Genomic DNA, 11056 nt, shown 5'->3' with positions numbered 1-11056 from the left:
CCCCTAAGGCTCAGCCTAGGACCGCGCCGATCGCCGTCATGATGGGGATGGACAGGACTGTGGTGATGAGGACGGCGCTGCGGGCCAGGCGCCGGCCCGTGTCGTAGTTCACCGCGTACACGTAGATGTTCTGCGCCGTGGGCAGCGCGGCGAACAACGTGGCGGCCAGCAACGCGCTGTCGTCGAGGCCGAGGGCGAAGCGGGCGGTCAGGTACGCGATCGCGGGCTGGACGACCGCTTTCAGCGCGACCACGAGACCGATGTCCCAGCCGAGGCCGCCGCTCTTCTCCGTGGGCGCGCGCTGGGAGCCGTACAGGCTGAGGCCGTAGGCGAGCAGGGCGACGGGGATAGCCGCGCCGCCGAGCAGCTCGATCGGGCGCATGACCGTGACGGGGATGGAAAGGCCGGTCAGGGCGCAGGCCAGGCCCAGGAGGGAGGCCACCGTGAGGGGGTTGCGGAGCGGGAGCAGGAGGGCCGAGCGGATCGACCTTGCACCCTTGTCGAGGATCAGAAAGGAGATCGGGGTGATGACGATCAGCTGGAAGAGGAGGATGGGCGCGACCAGGGCGCCGTCGCCCAGCACGTAGATGGAGATGGGGACGCCCAGGTTGCCGGCGTTGACGTACGACGAGGCCAGCGCGCCGATCGTGGTCTCGCGGCGGTCCCTGCGCCAGAGCAGCTTTGCCACCAGCACGTACGCGAGCTGCACGCACGCCACCGCCACGACCTCGGTCAGCAACACCGGGGAGAGGAGCGTGGCCAGGTCGGCGCGGGAGACCGTGGCGAACATCAGTGCCGGTGTCGCGACGAAGAAGGCCAACCGGGACAGGACCAGCTCGTCGCTGGCACGCAATAAGCCGCCGGCGCCGACGAGGTAGCCGAGCACGGCAACGGACACCAGGGCGGCGAACGCCGCGACAACCCCCGACACGCTGAACTGACCTCCGAAAAATCGGACGTTAAGGAGCGTATCGGGTTGCTCCGGTGCGGGTTACGCTGCGTCCATGCGTGTAGTGGTCATCGGCGCCAGCGGTCATATCGGCACTTATCTGGTCCCAAAGCTCGTCGAAGCAGGTCATGACGTGGTCGCGGTGAGCAGGGGCAAGCGGGACCCCTACAGCCCGCACGGGGCGTGGCAGCGGGTCACCACCGTCACGGCCGACCGGGACGCGGAGGATGCCGACGGGACGTTCGGGCGGCGGATCGTCGAGTTGGAGGGCGACGTCGTCATCGACCTCATCTGCTTCGAGGAGGACAGCGCGCGGCACCTCGCCGAGGCGCTCCACGGGCGGGTGCGGCAGTTCCTGCATTGCGGGACGATCTGGACGCACGGGCCGAGCGCGCAGGTGCCGACGACCGAGGACCGGCCGAAGGCGCCGCTCGGGGACTATGGCCGGAAGAAGGCCGCCATCGAGGCATATCTGCTCGAGCGGGCCCATCGGGATGGCTTCCCCGTGACGATCATTCATCCCGGGCACATCACCGGCCCTGGGTGGGTGCCGGTCAATCCTGCCGGGAACGTCAATCCCGCCGTCTTCCAGACGCTGGCGGACGGGGAAGCGCTGGCGCTGCCGAACTTCGGCCTGGAGACTGTGCAGCACGTGCACGCCGATGACGTGGCGCGCATCTTCATGGACGCGATCGCCAGTCCGTCCGTGGCCGTGGGCGAGAGCTTCCACTCGGTCGCCACGAGCGCGCTGACGCTGCGCGGGTACGCCGAGGCGGTGGCCGGGTGGTTCGGTCGGGAGGCGCGGCTGGCCTACCTGCCGTGGGAGCAGTGGCGGGACACGGTGTCCGAGTTCGACGCGCAGGTCACGCTCGACCACATCTCCTACAGCCCGCACTGCAGCATGGAGAAGGCCGAGCGGCTGCTCGGGCACCGGCCGCGGTACACCCCGCTCGAGGCCATCGCCGAGGCCGTCGACTGGCTGGTGAGGACAGGGGTCATCGCCCGCCTCGACGACTGAGCAGTCCTCAAGTCGTGGCCGGCCGGCGCACGGGCGCGTTCGGCGCCGTCATGTGGTGGCCGGCCAGCTCAAAGGGGCGTCCGGGGCCTCCTCCAGGTCGGCCCAGTCGCTGCGGACCGGGGAGAAGACCTCGACGACGACCGCGCCCCGCGGCCCGGCCTTGACCACGTGCGGCACGTTGGAGAGGATCCGCCACATGCCGCCGGGGCCCAGGTCCCGGGTTTCCTCGCCCACGGTGAAGGTCAGCGAGCCCGCGAGACAGAGCCCCACCTGCTCGTTCTCGTGCTGATGTGCGGGCACCAGCCCACCCGCCGGAATCTCCACCACCGCCATCGTGATCCGCTCGCACTGCAGGACGCGGGCGGTGACGTCCTGCCAGATCCGCAAGGGGCGAAGGTCGGCGAGATCAGTCAGCGCGCCGGCCGTCGTGGTCTCGCGGGTTTCCTGCTCGCTCATCCTGCCTCCTTGGCCTCGTCGTATACGGCCTCGTCGTATACGGCCTCGTCGTATACGGCCTCGTCGTATACGGGTGTCGTCCATTCGTGGTGCCGGTAGCCGTCGCGGCACGCGATCTCCCGCAGGGTGCGCTGCACGGCCAGCGTCGTCTCGCCGACGACGCCGTCGCCGATCGGGCGGCCGTCCACCTCGGTGACGGGGACGACGATCGCGGCTGTGCCACACAGCAGCGCCTCGTCGCAGGCGTACAGCTCCGAGCGGTGGATCCGACGCTGCGTGACGGTGACGCCGAAGTCCTCGGCCAGCAGGTCCATCACCTGCCGGCGGGTGATCCCCTCCAGGATGTCGTCGGTGACCGGCGGCGTGGCCCACTCCTGGCCGATGCGCACGAGGATGTTCGAGGTGGTCGCCTCGGCCACATGGCCGTCCGCGGTCAGCAGCAGGGCCTCGTCGAACCCCTGCCTGATCGCCTCGGTCTTGGCCAGGGCGGGGCCGACGTAGCTCCCGATCACCTTGGCGCGGTTGGGCACCGCGACGTCCGTGCCGCGGCGCCAGGTGCTCACCATGCAGCGAACGCCGCGCAGGTTGATGTAGTCGCCGGGCATCGGGGTCGCCGGGATCAACAGCCGAGTCCCGGAGTCGTGCATCCGCACCGCGAGTTGCTCGCCGGCAAGGAGCAGCAGCGGCCGGACGTAGGCGTTGGCCCGGACGTCGTTCCTGCGTAAAAGCTCCTTGGTCGCGGCCACCAGGTCTTCGGGCCGGTACGGCAGCTCCAGCCCGAGGATCCGCGCCGAGCGCGCCAGTCGCACGTAGTGCGCCTCCGCCTCCAGCAGGTACAGCTCTCCTTGCTCGGCGTTCCACGTCGCCCGGATGCCCTCGAACGTCCCGGTCCCGTAGGAGACCACGTTGGCGAGGACGCTCAGCCGCGCGTCGTGCGAGTGCACGAACTCGCCGTCTGCGAAGACCCAGTCGTACGGCTGCCCGAAGGTCATACCGTTGACTTTATCAAAGAATTAGCTGACTCCGTCAAGGGATGGCCGAATCGCGAAGTCGCCTGACAAGATGCTGTCGGGGTGGATTCGGGGCACCCCGCCACGTCTGAGCCACGAGAAAGGTCTCGACCGTGCGGAAGGCCATGGCTCCCCTGCTCGTCACGATTCTCGCCGTCTTCTCCGCGCAGCAGCTGCTCACGCCGGTGCTGGCGCCGCTGGCGCGGGAGCTGGCGTTGACGGAAACGCAGCTCGGGCTGGTGATCACGATTTCCGCGGCCACCCTGACCGTGGCCAGCCCGATGTGGGGGCGGGCCATGCGGAGGATGCGGTTGCGTACGGTGCTGCTGAGCGGGCTCGGGCTTGCGAGCGCCGGCCTGATCGGGTTCGCCGTGGCCGTCACTCTCGGGCTGGAAGAAGTGGTGCCGCCGCCGGTCACGTTCGCCTTGATGATCGCCACTCGTAGCCTTCTGTTCGGCCTCGGGCTTGCCGCGTTGCCTGTCGCCGCCCTCACCGTGGCGGGGCTCGTCACGACTGGGGAGGCCGATCGGACCAGGGTCACCGGGCTGGTCGGTGCGGCGCAGGGGCTGTCGCTGGTGGTCGGGCCCGCGGGTGGCGGCGTGCTGGCCGTGGCGTCGCTGCTGCTGCCCCTCTACGTGTCGCCGGTGATCTGCCTGCTGCTGACGGTCTGGGTGCTGGTGGCCGTACGGCGTGAGCCTGCCAGAGCGCCCCAAGGCGTCGAGGGTCCCCGGCCTCGGTTGTGGGATGCGCGGTTGTGGCCGTTGTTCGCGATCGGCTTCTGCGTTTTCCTCTCACTCGGGCTCGTGCAGGTGATCCTGGGGTTCCTGATCGCCGACCGCCTGCATGTGGATCCGCAGGCCACGGCGGGCGGCGTGGGCCTGGCGCTCGCCGTGGCGGGCATCGTGATCGTCGGCGTGCAGGGAGCGCTCGTGCCGGCGCTGGGGTGGCGGGCGCTCCGGCTGATCCGGGTGGGGGCGCCCATCGCGGTGGCCGCGTTCGGGCTGCTCGCCGTCGCCCACAGCCTGTGGCTGATCACCGTGGCGTTCGGGCTGCTCGGCGTGGGGCTGGGGCTCGCCATGCCGGGGGTCGCGGCGGCGCCGGGCCTGCTCGTCGGGCCCGAGGGGCAGAGCTCGATCTCCGGGCTGGTCAACGCCGTCATCGGGTCGACGTTCGTGGTGGGGCCGCTGTTGTCCACCGCCCTGTACGAGATCACCCCGGTCGCCCCGGTCCTGGCCGCGTTCGTCGCGGCGACGACGGCCGTGGCGCTGGCGTGGTTGTCACCGGCTGCCCGCCACGCCAAGGCCGCGGCCGAGGCCGTCGCCGCACCGTGACCGTCACCTAGTCAGCGCGCCGAACTCCACAGGCGCTCACGGCGTCCTGAGTCTCATATGTCGAGAGCGATCGTCTTATTCAATAAGACTCCCTCTAGAGTCTCCCGGCATGACACCTTGGGAGATGGCCGCGGTGCTGGCGGCCGGCGTGGCGGGCGGGGCCATCAACACCGTCGTGGGGTCCGGATCGTTGATCACGTTCCCCACGCTGCTGGCCGTCGGCCTGCCGCCGATCAGCGCCAACGTCTCCAACAACATCGGCCTCGTCTCCGGCGGCTTCACCGGCGTCATGGGCTACCGGCCCGAACTGAAGGGCCAGCGCGAGCGCCTGCTCAAGCTGGCCCCCGCTTCGGCCATCGGCTCACTGATCGGCGGCTTCCTGCTGCTCAACCTGCCCGAGAGCAGCTTCAACCTGATCGTGAGCGTGCTGATCGCGATCTCCTGCACGCTGGTTCTGATCCAGCCCAGGCTCAGCCGCCTGCTCAACGCGCCGGGGCTCAACCCCGCGTCGAGCTCGGCTGCGCACGGCGGGCCGTGGCTGTGGCTGGGCACGCTGGCGGCCGGCATGTTCGGCGGCTACTTCGGCGCCGGGCAGGGCATCCTGCTTCTCGGCCTGATGGGCATCCTCCTCGCCGATGACCTGCAGCGGCTCAACGCGGCGAAGAACGTGCTCGTGCTGCTGGTGAACTCGGTGGCCGCCGTGCTGTATGCGGTGGTGGCCGACGTGGACTGGCTCGCGGTGCTGCTGGTGGCACTGGGCTCGATGGCGGGCGGCTTCCTCGGAGCCAGGGTCGGGCGGAGACTGCCACAGCCGGTCCTACGCGGTGCGATCGTCTGCATCGGCGTCGTGGCGATCGTGAAACTCCTCACAGACTAGAGAGCTTGCGGCATAAATGAAAATCGTTACCATTGTCGGCTATGCGCCCCGATCGTCGTGCCTTCCTTTCCGCCGCCGCCATCGTCCTCGCCGGATGTGGCGTCCCATCTGAAACCGGGACCGTGTCGTCGCAGCCCCGAAGGGGTGGGAGGCTGCGGGCGGCGTTCGCGGGCGGCGGGGCGCAAGAGAGTCTGGATCCGCACCTGGCCAACCTGTTCCTGGAGGCGTCGCGGTCCAAGGCGATGTTCGACAAGCTCGCCGACTACGGGACCGACGTGTCGATCGTGCCGCGCCTGGCAAGTGGGTGGGAGGCGGACAAGAAGCTCAGCACGTGGCGGATCACGCTGCGCGAGGCCGTCTTCCACGACGGCCGGCCGGTGCGGGCGGCCGACGTGCTCCACAGCTACGCCCGCATCGCCGACGAGAAGCGCACCTTCCGCGCCAAGGCCAACCTCGCCCTCATCGACCTGAAGAGCAGCCGCGCGGTCGGCGACCGGACGGTGGAGTTCGTGCTGAAACGGCCCTACGCCGAGTTCCCCAACGTGCTGGCCGCCTTCGGCGCTTACGTCGTGCCCGAGGGGGCCGAGGAGTTCAGCCGGCCCGTCGGGTCGGGGCCGTTCGTGTTCGGCTCGTTCCAGCCTGGCCGGTCGCTGCTGCTCAAGAGGAACCCGAACTACTGGGACGGGGCGCCGTACCTGGACGAGCTCGAATACCTGATCGCCAACGAGGAGTCCGCCCGGGTGAACGCCGTGCTCGGCGGGCAGGCCGACTACGCACACGACCTGACCCCGGCCACGGCCCGCACCCACCAGGCCGGCGGCCGGATGGCGATCACCCGGCTGAGCAACAGCGGCATGCAGGCGTTCGCGATGAAGGTGGACCGGCCGCCCTTCAACGATCCCCAGCTGCGGCAGGCCATGTTCCTGCTGGCCGACCGCGAGCAGATGATCAACAGCGTGCTGGCGGGCGCCGGGCAGGTGGGTAACGACCTGTTCGGCAAGGACTACCAGTACTACGCGGCCGGCATCCCGCAGCGCACCCCCGACCTCGAGCAGGCCAAGTGGCTGATCGACAAGGCCGGGGCGAGGGGCATGAAGGTGCGGCTCGACACCTCGGCGGCGGCCAGCGGTTTCCTGGAGGCGGCCAGCGTCTTCGCCGACCAGGCCAGGCAGGCCGGGCTCGACATGACGGCCGCCACGGGCAACAAGGACACCTACTGGGCCGACGTGCTGAACAAGGGCGTCATCTGCTGCTACCGCTCCGGGGCGATGCCGATCGAGACGCACATCTCGCAGCGGCTGCTCACCGGCTCCACCACGAACGCCACCAAATGGGCCCGCCCCGCGTTCGACGCGCTTTACGACCAGGCCGTCGCCAGCCCCGACGAGAACAAGCGCGGCCAGATCTACCTGGAGATGCAGCGCACGCTGCATGCCGAGGGCGGCTTCCTCATCTGGGGGTTCGCCGACTGGCTGCTCGGCGCCTCGCCCCGGGTGCGCGGGATCGCCAACGCCCCCGCGAACACCCTCGATTGGGCCCGCTTCGACAAGGTGTGGCTGGCTTGAGTCTGGCCCGCTACGCGCTGCGGCGGCTGCTGCTCGGCGTGGCACAGGTGGTGGCGGTGGCCACGCTGGTGTTCGTGCTGACCGAGGCGCTGCCCGGCGACGCCGCCGTCGTGCTGGCCGGGGACATCCCGGACGAGGAACGCATCGCCCAGATCAGGCACGCCCTGGAGTTGGACCGTCCGGCCGCCGAGCGGTGGGCGGGCTGGCTGGCCGGGCTGGCACGCGGCGACCTCGGCGTCTCGCTCGTCTCCGGGCGCCCGGTGTCCGGCGTGCTCGCCGACGGCCTGCCGCCGACTCTGGTGCTGGCCGGCCTCACGCTGCTGCTGCTCGTGCCGATCTCGGTGGCCGTGGGCGTGACGGCGGCGGTACGTCAAGGCGGGCCGCTGGACCGGGTGCTGACGACGGTGACCGTCGGCCTGTATTCGATCCCGGAGTTCGCGCTGGGCGTGGTGCTGGTGGCGGTGTTCGCGGTGCGGCTCGGCTGGTTCCCGCCGACGGCGGTCGGCGCGCCGTCCAACATGCTCCAGCAGCCCGCGCTGCTGGTGTTGCCGGTCGCGGTGCTGCTGGCCAGGCCGGTCTGCTCGATCAGCCGGCTGGTACGCGCGGGCATGATCGACGCGCTCGGCTCCGGGTACGCGGCGCACGCCCGCCGGCTGGGCCTGCCGCGCCGGCGGGTGGTCCTGACGCACGCGTTGCCGAACGCCCTGGCCCCGGGCGTGCAGCAGCTGGCGAGGACCACGGACTGGCTGCTCGGCGGGGTGATCGTGGTGGAGTCGGTGTTCGTGATCCCGGGCCTCGGCACGTTGCTGAACGACTCGGTGGCGGCCAGGGACGTTCCGGTCATCCAGGCGCTCTGCGTGGTGTTCGCGACGACGACCGTGGTGGTCAATCTGATGGCGGACCTGGCGGCGTACCGGCTGGCGCCGAAGGCTTTCGCATGAGGCGCAGCGTAGGGGTCGTGCTGCTGGCCGTGCCGCTGGTCCTGGCGCTCGCCGGGCCATGGCTGGCGGGTGCGCCCGAGCCGCGCGGCGTCTCCTTCGCCGCCGTTCCCCCGCTCGGCACGGACTTCGTCGGGCGCGACGTGTGGGAGCAGGTGCTGCTCGGCGGGCGTTCGGTGGTGACGGTGGCGGTGCTGGCGACGGCGCTCGCGTACGCGACCGGCGTGCCGCTCGGGATGGCGGCGGCGCTGGCCGGGCGGCGGTGGGTGGACGAGTTGCTGATGCGCCCGCTCGACCTGCTGCTCGCGGTCCCGTCGCTGCTGCTGCTCATCATGCTGGCGGGGCTGTTCTCGCCGGGGCCCGCCGTGCTGGTCGGGATCGTGGCGCTGATCGGGATGCCCGAGGTGGTGCGGATCGCCAGGGCGGCGGCCCTGGAGACGGCGAGCAGCACGGCGATGGAGGCGCTGCGCCTGCAGGGCGAGACGTGGTGGCGCCGGGCCATCGGGTACGCCGGCCGATCCATGCTCACCACGCTGCTGGCCGACGTCGGGGTCCGGCTGGTCGGCGCACTGTATTTGGTGGCCTCGGCGAGCTTCCTCGGCGTCGGTCTCGCGCCGGACGCCGCCGATTGGGCGGTGATGGTGGACCGCAACCGTACCGGGATGTTCCTGCAGCCGTGGGCGGTGCTGGTGCCCGCACTGCTGATCGTCGCCCTGTCGGTGGGGCTGAACCTGACGTTCGACCGGGCGAGGAGGCGGTGATGCTGCGGGTCTCCGGGCTGCGGGCCGAGGTGGACGGGCACGTCCTGGTGGACGGTGTGTCCTTCGAGCTGGCCGCGGGCGAGGTGCTGGCGCTGGTCGGCGCCTCGGGCAGCGGCAAGACCACCACAGGGCTGGCGCTGCTGGGCGAGCACGCGCCCGGGGTGCGGATCACCGGCGAGGTACGCCTCGCCGGCACTGCGGCCTATGTCCCGCAACACCCGTCCAGCGTGCTGAACCCGGTGCGGCGGGTGGGCAGCGTCCTGCGGGAGGTCGCACGGCGGCAGGTCGCGCGGGCCGCCGACGGGAGACGACAGGAGGCCAGCGGGGCACAGGGCTGGACAGGGCAGCGACAGCAGGCCAGCGGAGCACAGGGCTGGACACGGCGGCAGCTGGCCGGCGGAGCACAGAGCTGGACGCGGCGGCGGCTGGCGCAGGCCGCTGATGAGCGGGTGGTGGAGGCGGCGCGGCGGGCCCGGCTGCCGGTGGAACTGCTCGGCCGCTACCCGCACCAACTCTCCGGCGGCCAGCAGCAACGGGTCGTGCTGGCCCAGGCGTTGTTGCCGGACCCGGCCCTGATCGTCGCCGACGAGCCGACGACCGGCCAGGACGGCCTCCTCAGGTCCGAGGTCATCGAGGAGTTCCGCCGGCTGCGCGCGCAGGGCATCGCCCTGGTCCTGCTCAGCCACGACCTGGCCATGGTGCGCACGCTGGCCGACCGGGTGGCGGTGCTGCACGCGGGCCGCATCGTCGAGTCGGGACCGGCCGCCTCCGTCCTGGACACACCACGACACGACTACACCCGGCGCCTGCTCGCCGCCCGCCCGGAACCCCGGGCCGCAACCGGCACTGGTGACGTGCTGCTCGAGGTGCGGGATCTCGTGGCGGCGCACCGGGGCGGCCCGCCCGTGCTCGCGGGGGTGAGCATGAGCGTCCCAGCCGGGGCCTGCCTGGCCGTCGTGGGCAGGTCGGGCAGCGGCAAGACCACGCTCGCCCGCTGCGTCGCGGGCCTGCACCGGCCGGCCTCCGGCACGATCGCCCTGGACGGTCGCCCGCTCCCCGGTCATCTGGCCAGGCGCGCTCGCGACGTCCAGTACGTCTTCCAGGACGCCAGAGCCTCGTTCGACCCGTACCGCGCCGTGTGCGCCCAGGTCGCCAGGACGGCGGTGCGGCTACGCGGCGCCACCACGCAGGAGGCCACGGCGCAGGCCGGCAGTCTGCTGGAGCGCGTCGGCCTCGGCGAGCAGACGGCCGGACGCCGCCCGTCGGCGTTGTCGGGCGGCGAGTTGCAGCGCGCCGCGCTGGCCCGCGCCCTGCTCGCCGGCCCGCGCGTGCTCGTCTGCGACGAGATCACCTCCGGCCTGGACGCGCTCGTCCAGGCCGCCATCCTCGACCTGCTCGACGAGCTGCGTCGCGACCTCGGCCTGACGCTGTTGCTCATCAGTCATGACATGGACGTGGTCGCCAGGCTGGCGGACCGCGTCGCCACGCTCGACGACGGCCGGCTCGCATGGGACGAAATATCATGAACCCTTACGTCATCCAGCCCGCCCTGCCCCGCCATCTCGACGGCGCGCGGCAGGTCATGCTGGACACCTTCTACCGCGACTTCGGCTATGGCTACCAGCCTCAATGGCATGAGGACGTGATCGACCTGGAGGGCACGTACCTCCTGCCGTGCAGGCACACGCTCCTCGTGGCCCTGCACGGCGACGAAGTGGTCGGCACCACGGCCGTGCGCGCGCAGGGACCGAAGAGCCCGCCCCACCCGGAGTGGCTGGCCAGGCTCTACCCGGACGGCACGACGGCGCAGCTCTACCGGGTGTACGTGGCCCCCGCTCATCGCCGGCACGGCCTGGCCCGCGACCTGGTCCGCCAGGCCTGCCGCTTCGTCGCGGAGTGCGGCGACTACCGGTCGATCTACCTGCACACCGACACCCGGGTGCCGGGGGCGGAGGCGTTCTGGCGCTCAATGGCCGAGCCGGTCTTCGACGACCGCGACGGCGACCCCGAGCACCTCCAGACCCTCCATTTCGAGCTCCCGATGCCGACTTCGTGTGACAGTCCCCATTAGTTTGTCCGGAATCCTGAATTTCGGTCGTAAAGTACGCCAGGATCGTCCCGGCGTGCGGCTGAGTACCGAGAAGTTCGGGC

11 protein-coding genes are annotated in these 11056 nt (G+C 71.0%); 8 read left to right on the top strand and 3 right to left on the bottom strand.

Annotation, left to right across the window (positions count from 1 at the left end; genetic code table 11):
• Nucleotides 1-10: 10 nt before the first annotated feature.
• The gene (locus OHA25_RS11070) at nucleotides 11-931 is read right to left on the bottom strand and encodes an AEC family transporter (protein ID WP_327587478.1); all 921 of its coding nucleotides are present in this window, start codon (nucleotides 929-931) and stop codon (nucleotides 11-13) included.
• A gap of 73 nt (nucleotides 932-1004) precedes the next feature.
• Between OHA25_RS11070 and OHA25_RS11065 the strand changes: the two genes are divergently transcribed.
• Entirely contained in the window at nucleotides 1005-1967 is a 963-nt protein-coding gene (locus tag OHA25_RS11065) for an NAD-dependent epimerase/dehydratase family protein (RefSeq protein WP_327587477.1), read from the top strand.
• A gap of 48 nt (nucleotides 1968-2015) precedes the next feature.
• Here OHA25_RS11065 and OHA25_RS11060 read toward each other — a convergent pair whose 3' ends face one another.
• Nucleotides 2016-2423: a cupin domain-containing protein gene (locus tag OHA25_RS11060; protein WP_327587476.1), complete on the bottom strand. Its 408-nt coding sequence runs from the start codon at nucleotides 2421-2423 to the stop codon at nucleotides 2016-2018.
• Nucleotides 2420-3415: a branched-chain amino acid transaminase gene (locus OHA25_RS11055; RefSeq protein WP_327587475.1), complete on the bottom strand. Its 996-nt coding sequence runs from the start codon at nucleotides 3413-3415 to the stop codon at nucleotides 2420-2422. Before OHA25_RS11055 ends, OHA25_RS11060 begins: the two co-directional genes overlap by 4 nt.
• A 131-nt stretch (nucleotides 3416-3546) precedes the next feature.
• Between OHA25_RS11055 and OHA25_RS11050 the strand changes: the two genes are divergently transcribed.
• The 7 genes from OHA25_RS11050 (at nucleotide 3547) to OHA25_RS11020 (ending at nucleotide 10976) form a co-directional block, all read left to right on the top strand.
• The gene (locus OHA25_RS11050) at nucleotides 3547-4764 is read left to right on the top strand and encodes an MFS transporter (protein WP_327587474.1); all 1218 of its coding nucleotides are present in this window, start codon (nucleotides 3547-3549) and stop codon (nucleotides 4762-4764) included.
• Between the two features lie 109 nt (nucleotides 4765-4873).
• Nucleotides 4874-5641, top strand: coding sequence for a sulfite exporter TauE/SafE family protein (locus tag OHA25_RS11045; RefSeq protein WP_327587473.1), 768 nt, complete (start codon nucleotides 4874-4876; stop codon nucleotides 5639-5641).
• Between the two features lie 41 nt (nucleotides 5642-5682).
• Nucleotides 5683-7206, top strand: a complete 1524-nt coding sequence (locus tag OHA25_RS11040) for an ABC transporter substrate-binding protein (protein ID WP_327587472.1) — start codon at nucleotides 5683-5685, stop codon at nucleotides 7204-7206.
• On the top strand, nucleotides 7203-8147 hold the full coding sequence (locus tag OHA25_RS11035; RefSeq protein WP_327587471.1) for an ABC transporter permease: 945 nt from the start codon (nucleotides 7203-7205) through the stop codon (nucleotides 8145-8147). The genes OHA25_RS11040 and OHA25_RS11035 overlap by 4 nt, the downstream gene beginning before the upstream one ends.
• A complete protein-coding gene (locus OHA25_RS11030; RefSeq protein ID WP_327587470.1) occupies nucleotides 8144-8905 on the top strand; it encodes an ABC transporter permease subunit in 762 nt (253 codons plus the stop codon). Before OHA25_RS11035 ends, OHA25_RS11030 begins: the two co-directional genes overlap by 4 nt.
• Nucleotides 8905-10431, top strand: a complete 1527-nt coding sequence (locus OHA25_RS11025; RefSeq protein ID WP_327587469.1) for an ABC transporter ATP-binding protein — start codon at nucleotides 8905-8907, stop codon at nucleotides 10429-10431. The genes OHA25_RS11030 and OHA25_RS11025 overlap by 1 nt, the downstream gene beginning before the upstream one ends.
• The gene (locus OHA25_RS11020; RefSeq protein ID WP_327587468.1) at nucleotides 10428-10976 is read left to right on the top strand and encodes a GNAT family N-acetyltransferase; all 549 of its coding nucleotides are present in this window, start codon (nucleotides 10428-10430) and stop codon (nucleotides 10974-10976) included. The genes OHA25_RS11025 and OHA25_RS11020 overlap by 4 nt, the downstream gene beginning before the upstream one ends.
• Nucleotides 10977-11056 lie beyond the last annotated feature (80 nt).

It is taken from the genome of Nonomuraea sp. NBC_00507, from assembly GCF_036013525.1.
In the GTDB taxonomy this organism is placed as follows: domain Bacteria; phylum Actinomycetota; class Actinomycetes; order Streptosporangiales; family Streptosporangiaceae; genus Nonomuraea.
Note: the sequence above shows the minus strand (reverse complement) of the source record. Positions and strands in the feature narration are given on the sequence as shown.

Bases quoted from the DNA above. Each gene is read 5' to 3' on its own strand.
- OHA25_RS11055 (WP_327587475.1), bottom strand. From the start codon at position 3,415: ATGACCTTCGGGCAGCCGTACGACTGGGTCTTCGCAGACGGCGAGTTC.
- OHA25_RS11030 (WP_327587470.1), top strand. From the start codon at position 8,144: ATGAGGCGCAGCGTAGGGGTCGTGCTGCTGGCCGTGCCGCTGGTCCTG.
- OHA25_RS11040 (WP_327587472.1), top strand. From the start codon at position 5,683: ATGCGCCCCGATCGTCGTGCCTTCCTTTCCGCCGCCGCCATCGTCCTC.
- OHA25_RS11020 (WP_327587468.1), top strand. From the start codon at position 10,428: ATGAACCCTTACGTCATCCAGCCCGCCCTGCCCCGCCATCTCGACGGC.
- OHA25_RS11025 (WP_327587469.1), top strand. From the start codon at position 8,905: ATGCTGCGGGTCTCCGGGCTGCGGGCCGAGGTGGACGGGCACGTCCTG.
- OHA25_RS11065 (WP_327587477.1), top strand. From the start codon at position 1,005: ATGCGTGTAGTGGTCATCGGCGCCAGCGGTCATATCGGCACTTATCTG.
- OHA25_RS11060 (WP_327587476.1), bottom strand. From the start codon at position 2,423: ATGAGCGAGCAGGAAACCCGCGAGACCACGACGGCCGGCGCGCTGACT.
- OHA25_RS11045 (WP_327587473.1), top strand. From the start codon at position 4,874: ATGACACCTTGGGAGATGGCCGCGGTGCTGGCGGCCGGCGTGGCGGGC.